Genomic DNA, 22,252 nt, shown 5'->3' with positions numbered 1-22,252 from the left:
TGAAAAATGAATTATAGCTTGGGGAAATATGGTACGTTAAATAATGCTGTGATTACAGAAAGATATAGTAATGGTGAAGTTGAATCTTTTAAAGTTGAAGAAGAAAATACAATTCATATAAATGGACATACACTGATTCCTAGATATACAATTGAAGAAACAAGAACTAGGGAGTCACCAGCAATAAGATTATACAAAACTGGAGAAATAAAAAGTATTGATTTGGAGAAGAGTACTACAATTAGTATAAAAGATTATACTTTTAATGTTGAAAAAATAGTTTTTTATAAAAGTGGTGCTGTAAAAAAAATATTTCCCCTAAATGGGAAAGTCTCAGGATATTGGACACAAGATGATGAGTATAACTTAGCAGAATCATATAAATTTAAATTTGATTTTACAGAGTTTTCTGCAAAGTTGATATCAATCAAGTTCTATGATGATGAGAAAATTAAATCTATAACATTATGGCCTAGAGAAAAAATTATAATACACCATAATAATTTAATAATAGAAAATAGGATAGGATTTTCCCTTTATAAAAGTGGGAAAATAATGACTTGTGAACCATCAAAGCCCGTTTATATTAATACACCTATAGGAAAAATAAAAGCATATGATATAAATAGTATCGGTATTCATGGAGAAGATAATTCTCTAAAATTTAATGAAGATGGAACAATAAGAGCTTTAAAAACATCAACAAATACAATAGTAGTTATAAATAATAATGATGGCCGTTTAAAAGTACATCAACCGAGGAGTGTTTCATTATATGCTAACAGTGATTTAAAAGAGTTAACGACAGTAGATGTGGAGTTTGATAATGACAACGTAATTATTAACAAAGATTATATATATAATCGTAAGGAATATTATTTTGTTATTAAGGAGAAATCATATGGATAAAAACAAAAAATTTCTAAGTCCCTTAGAGGTTGCTGAGATATTATCAATATCTAAGAAGACTGTTTATGAAATTATAAAAAGAAATGAACTTAAAGCATATAAAGTGGGAAATAAACTAAGGATAAGTCCAGATGAAGTAAAAAGATACATTGGAGAAGATAAAGAAGAGTTTGCTGATTTAAGAGAAGAGATTAAAGTAGATTATGGTATGTATTCTTTTAGTGAATTATATAAAAATCACATAGAAGACAAATTAGTTATTTGTGGAAAAGATTCTATAATAGATATATTAGTTTCATACTTGAGTCAGTGCTACAAAGGAATAAAGATTTTGAGATTGTATGATAATAGTTTTAATGGTTTATGTGCTTTGTATAATGGTGATGTTAAAGTTACAGCAAGTCATATTTGGAATGCTGATACTGATAGGTGTAATGTAGATTATGTAAGAAGTATGTTGCCAGGAATATCAACTACAATTATTAACTTGTGTTATAGAACTCAAGGGTTTTATGTGCAAAAGGGAAATCCGAAAAATATAAAAAGCTGGAAAGACTTAAGTAGAAAAGATGTAATATTAGTTAATAGAGAATTAGGAAGTGGTACTAGAATTTTAATTGATGAAAGCTTAAAAAAATTTGGTATAGAAAAAAAAGACGTGCAAGGTTATGGAAACAACGTTACTAATAATAGAGAGGTTGTAAACTTTATCAGGAATGGAAAGGCTGATGTTGGAGTTGGAGTAAAAAAACACATTAGAGATAATGAGAACCTTGAGTTTATACCTATTCATAAAGAAAGTTATGATTTAGTTATTAAGACAGAAGATTTACATACATATCCATGTAAAGCCATAATAGATATTTTAAAATTAGAAGAGTTTAAGAGTGATTGTGAAGAAAATGACAATTATGATTATACAGATATGGGTAAGATAATAGCAATTATATAAAAAATGTAATAAACTACTTTACATTGATATTTTTATATGGTAGTATAAGTGTATGAAAAGGAACAAAACAGAACAAAACGGAACTTCTAAATTAATATAAAGGCAATGAAGTCTAAATATATATAATGATTATTATGTATATTTAGACTTTTTTTAATAGCTGTGACAAAGGGGTCAATTATTCGATGTTGAATGAATGACCCTATTTTTGTTAATTACTCATATCAATGAGAATTATATATATTTTATTAATGTGAAGGAGGATTATATGATGAGACAAGTTGCTATTTATGGAAAAGGTGGAATTGGTAAATCAACAACAACACAAAATTTAACTTCAGCATTAGCTGAAATGGGAAAGAAGATTATGATAGTTGGTTGTGATCCTAAAGCAGATTCAACTAGATTAGTACTTGGTGGCTTAGCACAAAAAACAGTTTTAGATACTTTAAGAGAAGAGGGAGAAGATATAGACTTAGATTTAATAATGAAAGAAGGATTTGGTGGAATAAGATGTGTTGAATCTGGTGGACCAGAACCAGGGGTAGGATGTGCTGGTAGAGGAATTATTACTTCTATTGGAATGCTCGAAAGACTTGGAGCATATACAGATGATCTAGATTATGTGTTTTATGATGTTTTAGGAGACGTTGTTTGTGGTGGTTTTGCGATGCCAATAAGAGAAGGGAAAGCACAAGAGATTTATATTGTTGCTTCAGGGGAAATGATGGCATTATATGCAGCAAATAATATTTCAAAAGGTATTCAAAAATATGCTAAGACTGGAGGCGTTAGACTTGGTGGTATCATATGTAACTCAAGAAAGGTTGATAGAGAATTAGATCTTTTAACAGCATTTGCAAAAGAGCTTGGAAGTCAACTTATTCACTTTGTACCTAGAGATAACATGGTTCAAAGAGCTGAAATTCATAAGCAAACAGTTATTGAATTTGATCCATCAGCAGGTCAAGCTAATGAATATAGACAACTAGCAAAAAATATAGATGAAAATAAAATGCTAGTAATTCCAACTCCAATGAAACAAGAGAGACTAGAAGAAATTCTTATGGAATATGGATTGATGGATATTTAATAAAGGTGGGTGAAGGGAATGTATTTAGTAAGATCAATAATAAGAAGTGAAAAAGTAGATACAGTGTTATCGGAATTATTTGATGCTGGATTTCCTCAAGTAACTAAAATGGGCGTTTTTGGAAGGGGAAAACAAAAAGGAATTCAAGTTGGGGAAATCCATTATGATGAATTGCCTAAAGAGATGCTTTTAATAGTAGTGAAAGATGAGGATAAAGATGATGTGGTAAGGGTTATAATGAAGAATGCGAGAACTGGGGAAAAAGGAACTTATGGGGACGGTAAGATTTTCATAACTCCAGTTGAAACTGCATATACAATTAGTTTAGGTAAAGAGGAACTCTAATTAAGGCTTTAGGAGGAATTTGTATGAAGGAGATAATGTGTATAATACGGTTAAATAAAGTGAATCAAACCAAAAATGCCCTAGCTGAAGCTGGGTTTCCATCTATTACTTGTAGAAAAGTTTTGGGAAGAGGTAAGAAATCTTTAGATAAAATAAGTAAAGAATTTGCAGATGCTCATAATGAAGTGTATTCAGGTTTTTCAGAAGCATTTACAGAAGGAAGGAGACTAATTGCTAAAAGGTCTTTCACAATTATTGTTAATGATGGAGAAGTTGAAAAGGCAGTGGAAACAATAATTAATGTAAATAAAACTGATACACCAGGAGATGGTAAGATTTTTGTATTACCAATTGAAGAGGCATATAGAGTCAGAGATGGTAAGTCTGGAGAAGAGATACTTTAGTATTTGGGAGGTGAGGTAAATGAGTAAAGTAGATAGTGTATTAGACAAATATAGTGCAAAAGTATATAAAAACAGAAAAGGCCATATGTTAGAGTTGGAGGAAGAGACTCAAGAGATTGCTGCAAATAGTAGAACAATGCCCGGTCTTATAAATCATAGAGGATGTTGCTATGCTGGATGTAAAGGAGTTGTACTTGGACCAACAAAAGATGCATTGATTATAACGCATGGGCCTATAGGATGTGGTTTCTATTCATGGGGAACAAGGAGAAACAAGGCAAAAGCTGAAGATGGTGGACAAAATTATGTTCCATATTGTTTTTCAACAGATTTACAAGAAAGTGATATTGTATTTGGCGGAGAAAAAAAATTAGATGCAGCTATAGAAGAAGCTGTAAATATTTTTCATCCTAAAACTATATTTATATGTGCTACTTGTCCAGTTGGTTTAATAGGTGATGATTTGCCAGCGGTAGCAAAGAGAAATTCAGAAAAGTACGGAATTGATGTAATATCTTTTCCATGTGAAGGATATAAAGGTGTATCTCAATCAGCAGGACACCACATAGCAAATAACATAATAATTAGAGACCTAATTGGTACAGTTGATTATAAGCCAACTAAGCATTCCGTAAATATACTTGGCGAGTATAATATTGGTGGAGATGCTTGGGAAATCAAAAGAATATTAACGTTATGTGGATATGAGGTAATTGCAACATTTACAGGTGACGGAAGTGTTGACAATTATAGAAAAGCTCATACCGCTGATCTCAATGTAATTCAATGTCACCGTTCAATTAATTATATCGCGGAAATGATGAAAATTCAATATGGCACAGCTTGGATGAAAGGGGACTTTATAGGATTAGATAATACTATAGAGACGCTTAGAGAAATGGCTAAATTTTTCGATGATCCTGTATTAATACAGCAAACTGAGAAAGTAATAGCTGATGAACTTGCAAATATCAGTGATGATATGTCTCTATACAGAACAAAGCTTAGAGGAAAAACTGCAGCATTGTTTGTTGGTGGATCAAGATCACATCATTATCAATTACTGCTTAAAGACTTTGGCGTAAAGACTCTCCTTGCAGGATATGAATTTGCACATAGAGATGATTATGAAGGTAGAGAAGTAATACCTAATATAGTAGAAGATGCTGATTTAAAAAATATTGAAGTTTTAAATGTTGAGAAAATAGAAGATAAATATAAAGTGTATAAGACAGAAGAGGAACTTGAAGAGTTAAAGAAAGAAATAAGTGAATTAGAAGACTATAAAGGTATGGAAAGAGACATGGATAAGGGATCAATAGTAGTAGATGATCTGAATCATTATGAAACTGAAGAGTTTATTAAGAAGTTGAAACCAGACATGTTTTTCTCAGGAATAAAGGATAAGTTTGTAATTCAAAAGGGCGGAATTCTTTCAAGACAATTACACTCATACGATTACTCTGGGCCATATGCTGGATTTAAAGGAGCTGTAAACTTTGGTAGAGATGTAACAATGGGTATGTATACACCAGTTTGGAACTATACAGTAGCTCCTTGGAAAAAAGAATCTGTTTTAGAGGGAAAACTAGGAGGTGAAGACTAATGTTAGATTTAACACCAAAAGAAATTACAGAAAGAACACATTTAAAAATTAATCCAAATAAAACTTGTCAACCTGTTGGTGCAATGTATGCAGCGCTTGGAGTTCATAATTGTATGCCACATAGTCATGGTTCACAAGGATGCTGTTCATATCATAGAACATTTTTAACTAGACATTTTAAAGATCCAGCAATGGCATCAACTTCGGCATTTAGTGAAGGAGCTTGTGTATTTGGTGGTGCATCAAACTTAAGAACAGCTGCAAAAAATGTATTTGATATATATAACCCAGATATTATGGCAGTTCATACTACTTGTTTATCTGAAACAATAGGAGATGATTTAGGTTCAATAATAGAATCTATTGATATTCCAGAAGGTAAATATATTGTTCATGCAAATACACCTAGTTATGTTGGTTCACATATCAACGGTTTTGCAAACATGGTAGCTGGTTTTATAAGAGATCTATCAGAAAAGACAGCTACTTCAACAGGAAAACTATGTGTAATACCTGGCTTTGTAAATCCTGGTGATATGAGAGAAATGAAAAGGATAATGAATATAATGAAAGTTCCATTTACTATGCTCCCTGATACAAGTGGTGTACTTGATGCCCCAATGACAGGGAAGTATGAATTATTTCCCAAAGGTGGTACATTAGTTAAAGATATTATTGAATTAGGAGATGCAGAATTTGCAATAGGAATGGGAAGTTTTGCTACAAGTGAACCATTGAGTGTATTAGAAAGCATCCATAAGGTGCCAAATATAATATTAAAGATGCCAATTGGGGTTTGTTCTACAGATGATTTTATAATGGAACTTGCTAAATTTACAAAAGGCGAAGTCCCTTACGAAATAGAAGAAGAAAGAGGTCAAGTTCTTGATATTATGATAGATGCTCACCCATATTATTCTGGAAAGACAGTAGCTATAAATGGTGATCCTGATTTTGTAATTGCCATGACTAAATTTATTTTAGAACTTGGAATGATTCCTAAGTATGTAATAACAGGAACACCAGGAAAGGCTTTTGAAAAGACTGTTAATAGTTTATTTGAAGAATTTGGTGTTGCGAATTGCATATGCAAGGCAGAAAGTGATCTATACTATTTACATCAATTAATAAAGAATGAGAAAGTTGATTTAATAATAGGAGGAACTCATTCAAAGTATATTGCAAGAGCAGAAGATATACCATTTGTAAGAGCTGGTTTTCCAATAATAGATAGATATGTTCATTCATATATGCCATTGGTAGGATATAAAGGTGCAATGAGAGTTCTTGAACTTATACTTACAGCATTAATGGATAGAGTTGATAGAGACTCAAGTGATGAGGATTTTGAACTAGTTTTATAGTAATTTACTAGTATTTAAAGCATTGAGTAGTTTTGTTTCAAAGTTGGAACATTCTACTCAATTTTAAATATTAGAACCTAAAATGTAAAATGAATTCTTCATTTTAGATTCTAGTTTCTAATTTAGGAGGTGTAAATATGGAGGAGAGAGTTTCTGTTGATTTACTTGAGGAAAGAACTAAATTTATATGTAAAAAAAGTAAAGGTAGTGGAAAATTAAAATGTGATAGCGAAAGTGTATCAGGAGCAGTGAGCCAAAGAGCTTGTGTATACTGTGGAGCAAGGGTTGTACTTAATCCAATAACAGACGCATATCACATTGTGCATGGGCCAATAGGATGTGCTAGTTATACATGGGATATAAGAGGAAGTTTATCAAGTGGAGAGGAGATATATAGAAATAGTTTTTCAACTGATTTAAGGGAAGAAGATGTAATTTTTGGAGGAGAAAAAAAGTTAGGTAGAGCTATTGAAGGAGTAATAAAAAATCATAATCCTAAAGGAATTTTCGTTTATGGAACATGTATTGTTGGAGTAATAGGAGATGAGGTACAAGCTATTTGTAAGGCCTATGAAGAAAAATATAATATTCCAATAATTCCAGTTATGGCACCGGGATTTTCTGGAAATAAATCAAAAGGATATAAATTAGCATGTAACGCATTGATGAATTTATTTAATAGAGAACAATATTCAAAGTGTAATGGAATTAATATTTTAGGGGATTTCAATTTGTCTGGTGAAATGTGGATTATTGAGAATTATCTTAAGGAGATAGGTGTGGAAGTTATTTCAAAAATAACTGGTGATGCAGATATAGAATCTTTAAAGAAAGCCAGTAGTGCACGATTTAATATTGTTCAATGTGCAGGATCAATGGTATATTTAGCAAAAATGATGGAAGAGGATTTTAACATACCATATATGAAAATTAGTTTTGTAGGATTAGAAGATACAAAAAATTCTTTACTTAGAATAGCAGGACTTTTTTGTGATGAAAAAATTATAGAAAAAACTAAAACTTTCATTACGAAGGAAGAGGAAAAAGTATTACCTATTATAGAGAGATATAAAAAAAATCTAGAAGGAAAAAAAGCAGCAATTTATGTTGGTGGCGGTTTTAAGGCAATATCACTAATAAGACAATTTAAAGAGCTAGGGATGGAAACAGTAATGGTTGGTACCCAAACAGGTAAAGTTGAAGACTATGAAGTAATAAATAGTCTAGTAAATGAAGGAACAGTGATATTAGATGATGCAAATCCGTATGAACTTGAGAAGTTTATGATTGAAAAAGGAGCGGATATTTTAGTTGGTGGTGTAAAAGAAAGACCTTTAGCTTATAAGCTTGGTGTAGCATTTTGTGATCATAATCATGAAAGGAAACATGCTTTAGGAGGATTTGAAGGAGCAGTAAATTTTGCAGAGGAAGTGAATTTATCAATAAATAGTCCAGTTTGGAAGTATGTTTGAGAAAGTGGGGGAGAGAGGTATGAGTAAAGAAGATTATGTAAGTCTTACAGTTAACCCTTGTAAGATGTGTATGCCAATGGGGGTTGTTAATGCAACATATGGCATAAAAGGATGTATGACAATCTTACATGGTTCACAAGGTTGTAGTACATATATAAGAAGACATATGGCAACACATTTTAATGAACCTATTGATATAGCTTCATCTTCACTAACAGAACAAGGTACTGTCTATGGTGGAGAAAAAAATCTTTTAAAAGGTTTAAAAAATTTAATTAAATTATATAATCCAGAAGTAATAGCAATAGCTACTACTTGTTTAGCAGAAACTATCGGTGAAGATATAGTAAGAATATCTAAGATTTTTGAAGAAAAAAATCCAAATGAAAAGGTAAAATTAATACCAATATCATCTCCAGGATATGGAGGAACACAATTTGGAGGATATTTTAGTGCTTTAAGAGGAATTGTTGAAAATGTAGAAATGAAAGAAGAAAAAAATAATAAAGTAAATATAGTTACTGGACCAATAAGTCCTGCTGACACTAGAAAAATAAAAGATATTTTAGGAGATTTTAATTTAGACTATATACTATTGCCAGATATTTCTGAAAATTTAGATGGGATTCATAAAAAAGTATATGAAAGATTACCGGAAAATGGCACATCTATTGAAGATATATCTTTTATGGCTGGAGCTAGGATGACAATAGAGTTAACAACTTTTGTAGATGATAATAGTTCAGTAGGAAAGTATCTAGAAGAAAATTATGGAGTAAAAAATATAAGACTTAATCTTCCTAGGGGGATTAGAGATACTGATAATTTCTTAAATGTTTTAAGTAATATATCAGGGGAAAAGATACCAGAAAAGTATGTTAAGGAGAGAGGTAGATATCTAGATGCTATGATAGATTCTCACAAATATAATGCAGAGGGAAGGATAGCAATATTTGGAGAACCAGATTATGTTTATTCTACTGTTAGAATGGTATTAGAAATCGGCGTTTTCCCAGTTTTGATAGCTACAGGTGATGTTTGCCCCTCATTAGAAAAAGCTTTATATGAGGAAGTAAAGGAATTGGCAGATGCATTATTTATAGAAGATTTTAAGATTATTGATGATGCTGATTTTGTAGATATAGAAAAATACTCCATAAAGTTAGGTGCTAATATTCTTATTGGAAATTCTGATGGAAGAAGAATTGAAGAAAAATATAATATACCACTTATAAGAGGAGGGTTCCCAATTCACGATAGAGTAGGTGGACAAAGAATTTTGTCCATTGGATATGAAGGATCATTATCAATTAGTGATAGTATTACTAATATGATTTTAGATAGAAAACATAGTGTTTTTAGAGAAACAACATTTAATAAGTATTATAAGGGGGAAAAGAAGATGAAATCTTTAGAAGAAAAAAAAGTAGTAACTATTAAGGATAAAACTAAGACACATCCATGTTTTAGTTGTGAATCAGCACATAAATATGCTAGAATGCATCTTCCAATTGCTCCTAAATGTAATATAAGTTGTAATTATTGTTATAGAAAGTATGATTGTGTTAATGAAAGCCGTCCTGGTGTAACAACAGAAGTGTTAAGTCCAGTTAAGGCATTTGAAAAATATAAGTTCGTTAAAAGTAAAATGCCAAATTTAAAAGTAATAGGGATTGCAGGGCCAGGAGATGCTTTAGCCAATTTTGATAATGTTAGAGAAACGTTAAAACTAATACGAGCAGATAATCCAGAAATGACATTTTGTATTTCCACTAATGGTCTTATGTTACCATTTTATGCAGAGGAATTGATAAATTTAGGGGTGTCACATGTAACAGTAACTATGAATGGAATTAATCCTCATATAATATCAAAGATATATAAATATGTAAATTATTTAGGTGTAACATATACAGGAATGGAAGGTGCAGAGATTCTTCTTACTAATCAGCTATCAGGTATAAAGTATCTTACAGAGAGAGGTATAGTTGTTAAGGTAAACATAGTTATGTTGAAAGGAATAAATGATAAACATATATATGATGTAACTAAAAAGGCAAAAGAATTAGGAGTAGAGATTACAAATATAATGCAAATGATTCCTGTTAAGGGTAGTGTATTTGAAAATATGCCTTTAGTAAGTAATATAGAAATTAATGAAATGAGAAAAAAATGTGGAGAAAATATAAAACAAATGTTTCATTGTAAGCAATGTAGGGCAGATGCTATAGGAACATTAAATAATGATCAGGGATTAAAATTATCTATGGAATTAAAAGATAAAAAGGTGTCTGGTAGACACTTGAAGTTTGCTGTGGCAACAAGAAGTGGAATGACAATAGATATGCATTTTGGACAAGCTGAGGAGTTTTATATATATGAATATAGAAATGATACTGTTATGTTTTTAGAAAAGAGGAATGTTGATAGATATTGTAATGGAGAAGCGAATTGCAAAAGTGATAGTAAAATAGAGAAGTTAATAAAAACAATAGACGATTGTAATGGAGTAATTTCACTTAGGATAGGGGAAGAGCCTAAGAAAAAACTTAAAGAAAATAATATTAGAATTTTTACAAGTTGTGAAAGAATTGAGGATGCCGTTGCAATTTTTGCAAAAGAAATTATAAATAAAAGTGAAAGAGAATATGCAATAAAGTAGATAGTAGGTGATAGTATGGATAATAAGGTTTTAGCAATTGTAAAGAATAAGGAAATAAGAGAAACAGATATTGAAGAATTGATTAGTAAATATCCTGAAGGTGAAAGAAAAAAACTATCTACAGAAGAAGGTAGAAGGAAATTGCTAGATAAGTTAATTAGTTGTGAAGTTATGTATGATTATGCTATAGATGAGAATTTGCAGGAAACAATTGAGTATAAAAAGCAACTAGAAGAAGCTGAAAAAGGTATTTTAACAGAAATGGCAATAAACAAGTCAATGGGTAAGGTAGATATTACAGAAGAAGATGCATTAAATTACTATAATAATAATATAGAAAAGTTTTATGTCAGTGATACAGTAAGTATAAAGCAAATATTAGTTGATACATTGGAAGAAGCATTAAAAATAAGAGGAGAATTAATGGAAGAAGTTATTAATTTTTCAGATGCAGCTCTTAAATATTCTATGTGCCCATCAAGTATAAATGGAGGTTCTCTTGGAACTTTTAAAAGAGGACAACTAATTAAATCTATTGAAGAAAAAGCGTTTAATTGCAAATTAGGAGAAATATTAGGACCTATAGAAACAGAATATGGTTTTCATCTTGTAGTAACTGAGGATTATAAGGAAGGATATAAACAGGAATTTGATGATGTGAAAAAAGATTTAGTTAATGAGCTAAAAAAGAAAGAACAAATGAAAAATTATAAATCATTAGTAGAAAAGATTAATAAAAAATATAAGGTTCAGAAATTTGTGTAGTGTTAAATTAAGAGTAATAAGTTTTTAACAGCAAAGGTATTGCAATGGGGATTTTGCAATAGATGTTCACTTTTTAGAAAAGATGTTTATGCTATTTGCTCAGGAGTATAGTAATATCTTCATAAAATATTAAGAAATGTTAATGAAAAAATTAACAATAATTTGTTACAATAGAGAATGTAGATTTTATATGGAATTTTATGGAGAACTATACTATGAATTTAAAAGATAAAATAAAAATGTATTTATTAGCATTATTTACTACACTAGCGATTTGTTTGGATCCAGAAAAATTTTATGGGAATTTAACGAAGATCCAAAATCCTTTTAAAGTAGGATTAATGACTGTTTGTATTATAAGTGGTGGTTTGATATTATTTTACAAAGCAGTAAGAGGATATAGTGTTAATGCTTTAGAAAAAATAGTATCGATGGCTTTTGCTATATTCATGACATTAGGATTTAGTTATGCTAGGATGAACTCTTGGCAATTAGTATTTGGAAGTTTTAGAATGTTTTTTATTTCAATAATTATATGTATTGGATATTATGTACTTTTTAAAAGAATTTTCGATTTAATAAATATTAAAATACAACATATAAAAGTAGAAGATTATAAATTAGAAAAGATGGGTAAATTGAGATGTGTTATGAAGTTTATTGATGAAAGACCATTTCTTTCAAGTCTTCTTATTATAATTACATTTTGGCTTATTTATATAATTGCTTTTTATCCAGTAATTTTATCACCAGATCCTAGTTTTCAGATAAAACAATTTTTTAATGTTGATACAAAATATGCAGAAGGTGTAATAAAATTAGATGAAAATGTTAATATTACAAATCATCATCCTGTAGTGCATACATTACTATTAGGTGGATGCATAAGCTTAGGTAGATTTATCGGTAGTGATAATTTTGGTTTATTTATATATTCAATGATTCAAATTGGAATACTAGCATCAACTCTATCTTATACTATAAAATATTTGAAAAAGGTAAATATATCTCTTAAGGTTCGATTAATTCTTTTGATGATATATTCTATAGTACCGATGTTTCCCTTTTATGCGATGTCAGCAGTTAAAGATACAATATATACATCGTTTATGATTTTATATGTAATATTTCTTTATGATTTTATTACTTTTAATAAAGAAAAGAAGATTACAAATATAAAAGTAATTTATATTATATTGTTGCTATTTTTAATATCATTATTCAGGAATAATGGTATATATGTTGTTATGTTATCATTCCCATTTATTATTGGTTTCAGTAAGAAAAATAGAATCAAGACATTAGCTGTATTTGCTATTTTTATATCATTGACAACTTGTTATTCAAAAGTGATACTGCCTTATTTTAAGATAGCTAATGGAAGTATTAGAGAAATGTTATCAATACCGTTTCAGCAAACAGCTAGATATGTAAAGTATTATGGTGATGAAGTATCAGAAGAAGATAAAAGAGCTATAGATAAAATTTTGATATATGATACTATAGCTGAAAGATACCAACCAGAGCTTGCTGATCCAGTTAAAAATAAGTATAACAAATATGCTACTAGTGATGATTTAAAGGAATACTTCAAGGCATGGTTTAGAGGATTAAGAAAACATCCTGGGATTTATATTGAGGCTACAATAAACAATGTTTATGGATATTTTTACCCTAATGCTATTAAGTGGTATACCTATCACAAATTTGACTGTAGGATAACAAAAGATAATTTAGTTGATTATAGTTATAATAACTTACAAGGATTAAGAGATAAATTAGTAGCATATCAAGGAATATTTCCATATGTACCTTTTATAGGTCTAATTTCAAATATTGGATTTAATACCTGGATTTTATTAATAATGGGAGTATACCTTTTTACATTTAAAAAGAAGGAATATATAATAGTTCTAATGCCATTGTATGCATCAGTTTTGATTTGTATAGCTTCACCAGCCAACACCTATTTTAGATATGCAATGCCATATATTTTTTCTAATTGTGTATTAATACCGCTTTTATTAAATTCTATAGCTAGGAATAAACTTTAAAATCTACAGGAGCTGTTGCACGAGAGTGTGGCAGCTTTTTTTAAGTAAGATTGATAGAGCAAAAAGCATGGCATAAATATGTATGGTTAGGTCACAAGTATGATGACACAGGGCACAGTGATGATGGAAATTCCTGCGTAATTTCTTGGAGTGTAAGTGTTTAAGTTTGGAGTATAGAGTTAGGTGTGCTTTCTAACATGTACCATAATAAAAGGAATTATAAATATAGTTAAAATTTATTATAGGAAGTGTTATAATAGTTATAACCATAAATGGTAAAATTTATAAAAGATATATCGCTTTATATTAAAAATGAAAATGTTTGGAGTGATTAAGGATTAAAAAGATATTTTATAAAATAAGTAGTTGCTTTTTTATTTTAATTTTGTTATTTGCTTTAGTAAGCTGTAGAGAGAATAATATCATAAAGTCAGAAGATAAACTTATAGAGGAAAAACTAAGTAAGATTGTAGATACAAAAAACGTTAATATATCAATATCATCAAATCCATATGATTACATAACAAATAGTAAGGAAGAATATGCTGATATTATTTCGATGGAGGGATCGTTGGAATATATGATTAATGAATTTGCTAAAAGTAACGAAGATGGTCTAAAAGAATATATTATGGCACTAGCTTGTTGTGATATTTTAGGAGAAGATATTACTAATAAGCAATGGAACTCTGGGAGAGAATGGTATACTAACTATTTATATATTAAAGAAAGCTAACATATATTAATATGACAAAAATAGATTAAAACGGACTAGTGGATATAAAGGAAGCTAGTCTTTATTTATTATATAAATGAGAGGAGAATAAGTATGAGCATAGAAAGTAATGAATTTGATTCAGAATTTTGCAATGTTAGATATTTAAGAGGAGATAATGTTGTATTACTTACATGGAAAAAGTTTTGTTCTTATGAGGAGTATAGAAAGCCAACAATGTTTGCACTAGAATTATTAAAGAAATATTCTAATAGTAATTTTGTTGTGGATGCAAGAAATGGTTTTGAAGATGAAGAAGAGGATGTAGAATGGGGATTTAAGGTATTATTACCGGCAATGTCGAATACGGATTGTAAAATAATTGTATTTATTTTAAATGAAGTAAATGAAATAGAAGAAGAAATGGATATGTGGACTAAAGAATTTATAAAATATTTTAAAGTAAAGAAAGTAGAGACATTTAATGAAGCAGTGGATTTTATAGATGAAAGCGTTCATAAATAAGACAGTAGGTCTGAGATTTTTGCATTATGATATGGTAAAGGATTGTATGTATATGTATTTTTATTTCAAATATATTTTGTCAATCAATGTTGTGGAAATAAGGAGAAAAGTATAGGAGGTAATATAGATGGATTATATTAACAAAGAGGATATAAGGTCATTATTAAATGAGGGCTGCGAATCAAGGCAATTATTAAATGATGAAAATTCTGAAAGTAGAAGAGTAACGATAACAGAGGTACATTTAAAACCAGGATATTCACAACCAAGACATATACATGATACATCTGAACAAATTTGGTATGCATTAAAGGGAACAGGATTATTATTACTTGCTGATAATAATGAAAAAAAGTTCAGTGCAGGTGATGTGGTAAGGTTTTCAAGTGGAGAAGTTCATGGACTACTAAATGATTCAGATGAAGAGTTTGTATACATATCAGTAACAACACCACCTATTAATTTTAGATATGCTTATAAGGAGGAGAAGTAAGAGCTATATATTGAATGAAATCAAGGAGTATATAATGGATGGAAATAAGTTAATTATAGTTCCGCTAACAGAAGAATACTGGAATGATGTATATAATTTTTGAAGTAATTATAATGAAATAAAACCTTGACTCTCCTGTTAGGGGAGAATATATCCTCATATTATAGATAGCTTTTATTTAAATAGGGAGGGAAATATAATGGAGGATATAATATCTGTTAAGAATCTTAAAAAGACCTATAATAACATAGTTGCAGTAAATGATATATCTTTTTCTGTAAAAAAGGGAGAATTTTTTGGATTACTAGGACACAATGGAGCTGGTAAATCTACAACTATTGATTGTATTTTAGGCCTTAAAGCTTTCGATAGTGGAGTAGTGAAAATATTGAATAAGGATCCTAGAAAGTCAAGAAAGGAGATCTTTGAAAAGATAGGAGTTCAATTACAGTTGTCTTCTTATCCAGATAAAATTAAGGTTTATGAAATATGTGAAGAAACTGCTGCATTATATAGTGAAAGTTGTGATTATAATCAGTTGCTTAAAAAATTCTCTTTAGATAAAGTTAAGAAAAATTATGTATCAACATTATCAGGTGGAGAAAAACAAAAATTAGCGGTAATTTTAGCATTAATTCCAAATCCAGAAGTAGTATTTTTAGATGAATTAACTACAGGATTAGATGTAGAGGCAAGAAGGGATGTATGGAAGCTACTTAAAAGTTTAAAGAAAGAAAAGGTTACAATGCTATTAACATCACATTATATGGATGAAGTTGAAGCGTTATGTGATAAAATAGTAATAATTAAAAATGGAAAACTATTAGCCTTGGGAACAGTTGAAGAAATTATTACCTCTTCACCATATGATAACCTTGAAGATGCTTATTTATGGTACATGGACAAGGAGGTGCAATAGTGATGAGAGGTTTTTTTACATTATTAAAAATTGAGGGAAAGTTAGGATTTAGAGGTATTGATGGAGTGTTTTTTGGAGTAATAATGCCTCTTGGTATAGCGTTACTAATTGGTATGATTTCTGGAGATAAACCAGCCTTTGATGGAGCGTCCTATAGTTTTTTAGATGCTAATATACCAACAATAATTACTGTTGGGATATGTGCTACAGCATTTATGGGCATACCACTTACAATTGCAGATTATAGAGATAAAAAGATATTAAAACACTATTTTGTTACACCAGTAAGTCCATTGACAATATTAGCAGTACATGGAATAATTCAGATGATTTTAGCTGTATCTTCATCAGTAATAATAATTATAGCTATGAAATTAATTTTTAATTATTCAATGATAGTATCTATTGGAAAGTTTATTTTATCATATTTTTTAGTTTTGATTTCAATGTATGGATTTGGAATGTTAATTGCAAGTGTTTGTAAAAGCGTTAAAAGAACTAATTTAGTATGTACACTAGTATATTTTCCTATGTTATTTTTATCAGGGGCAACAATTCCATTTTCTATGTTTCCAAAGAGCATTCAGAGCTTTGCAAACTTTTTACCATTAATTCAAGGAATTAAGTTACTAAAAGGATGTGCACTTGGATTAGATACATCATTAACAATTCCGTTATTAGTAATGATAATATCAACAATAATAACAGTAGCATTATCTATGAAGCTATTTAAATGGGAATAGGAGGGAAAACAGGGGTTGAACGAGGAGTATGTATGCGAAAAGAAGGAAGATGTCACTTTATATAAGATAGGGTTATTTTCTCAGATGAATAAGATTACTATTAAAGCATTACGACATTACGATGAAATTGGATTGCTTAAACCTGAACATATAGATGAATTTACAGGTTATAGATATTATAGTTCAGCACAATTACCAATATTACATGAAATTATTGCATTAAGGCAAATAGGGTTTTCTCTGGAAGAAATAAGAGATGTGCAAGCTGGAAAATCAGTAAAGGAATTGTTAGTTAAGAAGAAATCAGAGATATTAAAAAAAATTTCAGAAGAAACAATGAAATTATCACAAGTCGAGTATTATCTTGAAAATAGAGATGAAGATTGCAAATATGATATAGTATTAAAAGATTTGCCAGAAGTAATAGTTGCTTCAATGAGGACTACGATATCAAGTTATGAGGATTTATTCAAGATTATTCCTCCTATGGGAGCAGAGATGGAAAGAGTTGGTTGCATTTGTGCTGTTCCAGAATATTGTTTTAATATATATCATGATGGTGAATATAGAGAAAGAGATATTGATGTTGAAGTGTGTGAAGCAGTAGTAGAGATGAAAGAAGATTCAAAGCTTATTAAGTTTAAGAAAATTGATAAAGTAGAGTTAGCGGCTTGTACTCTTCATAAGGGAAGCTATAGTGATTTTCCTAAAGCATATAGTGCATTAATTAAGTGGATAGAAGAAAATGATTATGAAATGATTGATTATCCAAGAGAATCATATATAGATGGAGTATGGAATAAGGATTCAGAGGAAGAATGGCTTACAGAAATACAATTTCCTGTAAGAAAAAAATAAACTAATGATAGAGCCATAAGGCTCTTTTGATCTTTTTATTGGTGTTGATACAGAAGATAAAGTAAATGATGAGGTAATAACAAAATAATAATATATTACTTTAAGGGGGAGATAATATGAGGAATCCTTTTATAAAAGATAATTTTTTATCTTCAAAGGTATCAATAAATAAGCTCATAATAGAAAAAGTACCACAGAATATAATAGATGAAGATATCAAAGGAAAATCTGCTTTAGAATTATTCTCAACAAAATTATTTATTGAGGAAATTAAGAAGAGTAGTAAAGATTTAGGATTAGATTTACAAAGTATAGAAGAAGTTAAATTACCACAATATTTTGCAAAATGTTTAGAAGGTAAGGATGAATCAATTAGGAATTTAGCTATAAATATTGTCAAATTATTTGGGAGAAGACTAGGAATAATTTTATTAACACTAAAGAAAGGTGAAAAGGAAAATAGGCTAAAGAGATTAGATTGGCAAGATGAACATTGGGAATATTGGACTAAAATAGAAAATGTTATTTTAGTGGGAGGCCTTGCCAATGAAAAATTTGGGAAGATAATAAAAGAATCTATAGATGAAGTTTTTAAGTTAGAAAAAGAAGGATATAATATTATTCTAGTAAAAAATCCTTCGGAAGCGGCAATTAGAGGTTTGTCAAAATATATTACTGAAATAGAAGAGAATAAATACATTTTAGCTTTAGATTTTGGACAAAGTTTTATAAAAAGGAGTATTATAAGTATTGGTAAAAGTGGAATTAATGAGGTGCATACCTTAGAAAAAATTAAGGCTAAATATGTTACATGGGAATTTAATACTGAATTAGAGGAAAAAGATGAAGCAACACAAGAAGATCAGTATATAATAGATTGTATTATAAAGACAATTAATCTTTGTAAAGAAAGTAATTATGAATTAGGTAGGGAAATAGTAATAAGTGTAGCTAATTATATCGAAAATGGAAAGCTTAAAAATAGAGGTGGCTATGGTAAGTTAAGACTAATTGCTGATAATTATGAGGAGCATTTGAAAGAAGTTTTATATAAGAAATTAGGAATAGAATATAAAATAACTATGGTTCATGATGGAACAGCAATGGCAGCTGCATTTTCGGAATATCCAAAATCTGTTTGTATATCATTGGGAACAGCTTTTGGAGTTGGTTTTCCAATAGATAAATGAGGTGCTTTATAAACTAGTATAATTATGAATAATATTAATAGGTGGTATGAATTTTGGAAAAAGTAGTGTATAAAAAACTTAATAAAGAAGATATTAAATTATCATTATTTAACGATTTTAATAGATATCAAGAAGTTAAAAAATGTTGGAGAAAAGAAAATAATAAGTGGATTTTAAAGGATATTTCATTTATAGAGCAATGGGGAGAAAATGAGTACAATTTCTTAGTAAAGTGTCTAATTAATACAATTGAAACTGGTGGAGTAGTATTAGGAGCATTTTGTAATTGCTCTTTAGTGGGGTTTGCATCTGTTGAAAATAGCTTTTTCGGAAGTGAAAATCAGTATTTACAATTATCAAGCTTACATACATCATATGAATACAGAGGCAATGGTATAGGAAAGCAGTTATTTTCTATAGCTTGTGATGAGGCTAAAGATTTAGGCGCTAAGAAATTATATATTTCTTCTCATTCATCTGAGGAGTCACAAAATTTTTACAAAGCTGTTGGCTGTGTTGAAGCTATTGAATATAATAAAAAGTTAGTAGAAGACGAGCCTTGTGATTGTCAGCTAGAATATGTTTTGAGGTAAAATATGGTTTATGCCATATAACTTAAATGTTATAATAGCCTTAAATAATTATTAAAGGGGTAGGGTAATGTTTAGGTTAGATCATTTAGTTATTAATATTGATAAAAAGTACCAAAAAGATAAGGATATTATTGATAAAATAATTAATTCAGGCTTTAAATATGAACCAAGTTGGGGAAAAGGTACAAAAGGATTTAAAGTATCAAATATTTGGATTGGTAATGAATACTTTGAAATGGTTAATATTCTAAAAAGTAATGGTGGAGGATGGTTAAAGCCATGGGTGGATTTATACAATGAAGGACATAGAGGGCTTATTTGTCTTATGCTAGATGTAGAGGATATTGAGCAGGTTTATGAAAAGTTAAGAAAGAAGAATATTAATATTACAAAGCCTGAAGACTTAAAATTTAAATGGTGTTTTAATTTGTTAACAAGGACAATGCCGTGGAAAAATAGTTATATTCCTTTTTTTAAGAAAATTCCATTACAAATTGGATTTCAACAAATGAAGGATGAAAAGGCTCGTGACTTTATGAATCAATATATGGTGCCGAATAGTAGAGAAAATGGAATAAGTGGGATAAGAAAAGTTGTTATAGAAGGAGATTTTGTTGATGAAGATTTTAAACTGATTGAAGATGTTTTTGAAGAGTATATTACAGATAAAAATCTATTAACTATTAAGTTAAACTCTGAGCAGAATATAGAATTCAAGAAAAGTGATAAATATAATGTTCATATTTATACAAATTGCGAAAATTATAATTTTATTAATAAAACTATAAGTATAGAGAATGTTTCACTTATTAATAATAAGTTTTAGTAGAAAAGGATTACGTAATAATATATAATAGAAATACAGAATATATATGGGGGGATTTGTTATGTTTGAAAAAATAGATGCAATTCCATGGAAGGTACTGATATTAATAGGAGTAGTTCTTTTAGCAATAGGATTATTAGTAGGTATAAAGTTTATTAACTTCATATTAGTATTTGCAGGATTTTTCTTGATTTTTACAGGGGTTCAAAATCGAAAGAAATAGATAGACAAAAGATAGTATTAATACTATCTTTTTTTAAATAAAATTTTTCATAGGATATACTAATAAGGAGAAATTAGTATTTGCAGTTACCTTTTTCTTGTGATTTAACTTCTTACGGAAGTAATATAGTGGCCTCTGTTTCAGAAGAATTATATGAAATTATAGAGGAATATATAAATAAGTACCCTGTGGAGTATTGTTTCGAAACTCCAAACATTCATGTTCTTATTGAAAAGTTAAAGCCTTTTAATCTTAATGTTTGTTTTATGGCAGAGTATTTTTTACCAGATATAAATAGAATAAAGCCATTAGAAAGTGGATATGAAACTAGGCTTTTAGGAAAAGAGGAATTGGAAAATTACTATTTGCCACAATGGAGTAATGCTTTATGTGAAAAAAGAAAATATTTAGACAAGCTAGATATTGGTGCCTTTAATAATGGAGAATTAATCGGGCTTGCAGGAGCCTCTGCTGATTGTGATACAATGTGGCAAATTGGTATTGATGTTTTAGCACAATATCGAAAACAAGGAATAGCTGCAAGTTTAACTAGTAAACTTGCAATAGAAATTTTAAAAAGAGATATAGTTCCTTTTTATTGTTGTGCATGGTCAAATATTAAGTCAGCAAAAAATGCAATTTAAAGTGGGTTTAATCCATCTTGGGTACAAGTTACAGTGAAAAGCAATGAGTTTATTGAGAAAATTAACTTAGAGTAATTACAAATATATTCAAGCTCTCTTTTATTGAGCAAAAAAAGAGAGGATAAATTATTGCATAAACAGTATTTTATTGTTAGGAGATGATTGGATGGAATGGATGAATTAATAATATCATCATCAACTTGGGAAATATTTTCTGGACAAGGGACAAATACATCTATTCAAGAGTTAGAAAAAAGGATTATAACAGAATGGATTCCTACATCAGGGTATGAATATGGTAATGCACCAGATATTGAAGTTTATTTTAATGCAGATCCAGTTAATGCAAAATGCGAGGTTTGGATTCCTGTAGTAAAAAAGAATAGTTAGTCATTTATGCATAAGAGCAAAATCTCTATAAGGCAATAAGTCTTATAGAGATTTTTTTATATAAACATTCTTGACAAGAAAGTTAATATTGTATATATTGGATATATACAATATACATAAAGGAGAATATTTATGGATATTATAATTAGCAATTCTAGTGGTAAACCAATATATGACCAAATATATACTGAAATAAAATCAAAAATTATATCTGGAGAATTGAAAGAAGGGGATGCATTGCCGTCAATGAGATTACTGGCAAAAGAATTACGAATTAGTGTAATAACGACAAAGCGTGCTTATGAAGAACTAGAAAGAGATGGATTTATAACTTCTATTACAGGAAAAGGAAGTTTTGTATCGGGGAAAAATACAGAATTTATTAGAGAAGAGAATTTAAGAAAAATTGAAGAACATATGCAAAGTATTATTGAGCTTTCCAAGGGGTGCAATTTATCATTGCAGGATTTAATAGAAATGATTTCAATCATTTATGAGGAGGATTAG

At 29.3% G+C, this 22,252-nt stretch carries 23 protein-coding genes and 1 pseudogene; all 24 read left to right on the top strand.

Annotation, left to right across the window (positions count from 1 at the left end):
- Nucleotides 1-6: 6 nt before the first annotated feature.
- The 24 genes and pseudogenes from CM240_RS15415 to CM240_RS15305 all read left to right on the top strand — a co-directional run bounded on the left by CM240_RS15415 (nucleotide 7) and on the right by CM240_RS15305 (nucleotide 22,252).
- Complete coding sequence (locus CM240_RS15415) at nucleotides 7-909, top strand: hypothetical protein (RefSeq protein WP_044040382.1); 903 nt, start codon at nucleotides 7-9, stop codon at nucleotides 907-909.
- Entirely contained in the window at nucleotides 902-1,861 is a 960-nt protein-coding gene (locus CM240_RS15410) for a helix-turn-helix transcriptional regulator (protein ID WP_044040381.1), read from the top strand. The genes CM240_RS15415 and CM240_RS15410 overlap by 8 nt, the downstream gene beginning before the upstream one ends.
- A gap of 271 nt (nucleotides 1,862-2,132) precedes the next feature.
- Entirely contained in the window at nucleotides 2,133-2,954 is an 822-nt protein-coding gene (gene nifH, locus CM240_RS15405; protein ID WP_044040380.1) for a nitrogenase iron protein, read from the top strand.
- Between the two features lie 18 nt (nucleotides 2,955-2,972).
- Entirely contained in the window at nucleotides 2,973-3,299 is a 327-nt protein-coding gene (locus CM240_RS15400; RefSeq protein ID WP_044040378.1) for a P-II family nitrogen regulator, read from the top strand.
- A gap of 23 nt (nucleotides 3,300-3,322) precedes the next feature.
- Complete coding sequence (locus tag CM240_RS15395) at nucleotides 3,323-3,703, top strand: P-II family nitrogen regulator (RefSeq protein ID WP_044040376.1); 381 nt, start codon at nucleotides 3,323-3,325, stop codon at nucleotides 3,701-3,703.
- 19 nt (nucleotides 3,704-3,722) lie between these two features.
- The gene (locus CM240_RS15390; RefSeq protein WP_044040375.1) at nucleotides 3,723-5,309 is read left to right on the top strand and encodes a nitrogenase component I subunit alpha; all 1,587 of its coding nucleotides are present in this window, start codon (nucleotides 3,723-3,725) and stop codon (nucleotides 5,307-5,309) included.
- Nucleotides 5,309-6,673: a nitrogenase component 1 gene (locus CM240_RS15385; RefSeq protein ID WP_044040373.1), complete on the top strand. Its 1,365-nt coding sequence runs from the start codon at nucleotides 5,309-5,311 to the stop codon at nucleotides 6,671-6,673. The genes CM240_RS15390 and CM240_RS15385 overlap by 1 nt, the downstream gene beginning before the upstream one ends.
- A 137-nt stretch (nucleotides 6,674-6,810) precedes the next feature.
- Nucleotides 6,811-8,145, top strand: a complete 1,335-nt coding sequence (gene nifE, locus CM240_RS15380; RefSeq protein WP_044040371.1) for a nitrogenase iron-molybdenum cofactor biosynthesis protein NifE — start codon at nucleotides 6,811-6,813, stop codon at nucleotides 8,143-8,145.
- Between the two features lie 19 nt (nucleotides 8,146-8,164).
- Nucleotides 8,165-10,807, top strand: coding sequence for a nitrogenase cofactor biosynthesis protein NifB (gene nifB, locus CM240_RS15375; protein ID WP_044040370.1), 2,643 nt, complete (start codon nucleotides 8,165-8,167; stop codon nucleotides 10,805-10,807).
- A 15-nt stretch (nucleotides 10,808-10,822) separates the two neighbouring features.
- Nucleotides 10,823-11,572, top strand: coding sequence for a peptidylprolyl isomerase (locus CM240_RS15370; RefSeq protein WP_044040369.1), 750 nt, complete (start codon nucleotides 10,823-10,825; stop codon nucleotides 11,570-11,572).
- A 215-nt stretch (nucleotides 11,573-11,787) separates the two neighbouring features.
- On the top strand, nucleotides 11,788-13,626 hold the full coding sequence (locus CM240_RS15365; protein WP_044040368.1) for a DUF6020 family protein: 1,839 nt from the start codon (nucleotides 11,788-11,790) through the stop codon (nucleotides 13,624-13,626).
- 385 nt (nucleotides 13,627-14,011) lie between these two features.
- The gene (locus CM240_RS15360; RefSeq protein WP_044040367.1) at nucleotides 14,012-14,362 is read left to right on the top strand and encodes a hypothetical protein; all 351 of its coding nucleotides are present in this window, start codon (nucleotides 14,012-14,014) and stop codon (nucleotides 14,360-14,362) included.
- Between the two features lie 93 nt (nucleotides 14,363-14,455).
- A complete protein-coding gene (locus tag CM240_RS15355) occupies nucleotides 14,456-14,866 on the top strand; it encodes a hypothetical protein (RefSeq protein ID WP_173400246.1) in 411 nt (136 codons plus the stop codon).
- 127 nt (nucleotides 14,867-14,993) lie between these two features.
- Complete coding sequence (locus CM240_RS15350) at nucleotides 14,994-15,359, top strand: cupin domain-containing protein (RefSeq protein ID WP_044040365.1); 366 nt, start codon at nucleotides 14,994-14,996, stop codon at nucleotides 15,357-15,359.
- Between the two features lie 199 nt (nucleotides 15,360-15,558).
- Entirely contained in the window at nucleotides 15,559-16,278 is a 720-nt protein-coding gene (locus tag CM240_RS15345; RefSeq protein WP_044040364.1) for an ABC transporter ATP-binding protein, read from the top strand.
- A 2-nt stretch (nucleotides 16,279-16,280) separates the two neighbouring features.
- A complete protein-coding gene (locus CM240_RS15340) occupies nucleotides 16,281-17,021 on the top strand; it encodes an ABC transporter permease (RefSeq protein ID WP_044040363.1) in 741 nt (246 codons plus the stop codon).
- A gap of 15 nt (nucleotides 17,022-17,036) precedes the next feature.
- The gene (locus CM240_RS15335) at nucleotides 17,037-17,879 is read left to right on the top strand and encodes a MerR family transcriptional regulator (protein WP_044040362.1); all 843 of its coding nucleotides are present in this window, start codon (nucleotides 17,037-17,039) and stop codon (nucleotides 17,877-17,879) included.
- A 116-nt stretch (nucleotides 17,880-17,995) separates the two neighbouring features.
- Nucleotides 17,996-19,069 carry a hypothetical protein gene (locus CM240_RS15330; RefSeq protein ID WP_044040361.1) on the top strand — a complete coding sequence of 358 codons (1,074 nt, stop codon included), beginning with the start codon at nucleotides 17,996-17,998 and terminating at the stop codon, nucleotides 19,067-19,069.
- A gap of 53 nt (nucleotides 19,070-19,122) precedes the next feature.
- On the top strand, nucleotides 19,123-19,662 hold the full coding sequence (locus CM240_RS15325) for a GNAT family N-acetyltransferase (RefSeq protein ID WP_044040360.1): 540 nt from the start codon (nucleotides 19,123-19,125) through the stop codon (nucleotides 19,660-19,662).
- A gap of 67 nt (nucleotides 19,663-19,729) precedes the next feature.
- Nucleotides 19,730-20,488: a hypothetical protein gene (locus tag CM240_RS15320; protein WP_044040359.1), complete on the top strand. Its 759-nt coding sequence runs from the start codon at nucleotides 19,730-19,732 to the stop codon at nucleotides 20,486-20,488.
- Between the two features lie 61 nt (nucleotides 20,489-20,549).
- The gene (locus tag CM240_RS17665) at nucleotides 20,550-20,711 is read left to right on the top strand and encodes a hypothetical protein (RefSeq protein ID WP_156930626.1); all 162 of its coding nucleotides are present in this window, start codon (nucleotides 20,550-20,552) and stop codon (nucleotides 20,709-20,711) included.
- Between the two features lie 80 nt (nucleotides 20,712-20,791).
- Complete coding sequence (locus tag CM240_RS15315) at nucleotides 20,792-21,355, top strand: GNAT family N-acetyltransferase (RefSeq protein ID WP_051483898.1); 564 nt, start codon at nucleotides 20,792-20,794, stop codon at nucleotides 21,353-21,355.
- A gap of 168 nt (nucleotides 21,356-21,523) precedes the next feature.
- A pseudogene (locus tag CM240_RS15310) lies at nucleotides 21,524-21,745 on the top strand (GyrI-like domain-containing protein); the annotation flags it as partial.
- Between the two features lie 132 nt (nucleotides 21,746-21,877).
- The gene (locus CM240_RS15305; RefSeq protein WP_044040357.1) at nucleotides 21,878-22,252 is read left to right on the top strand and encodes a GntR family transcriptional regulator; all 375 of its coding nucleotides are present in this window, start codon (nucleotides 21,878-21,880) and stop codon (nucleotides 22,250-22,252) included.

The organism is Clostridium bornimense, assembly GCF_000577895.1.
Lineage (GTDB): Bacteria > Bacillota > Clostridia > Clostridiales > Clostridiaceae > Clostridium_AN > Clostridium_AN bornimense.
This window is presented reverse-complemented; position numbering and strand designations above follow the sequence as displayed.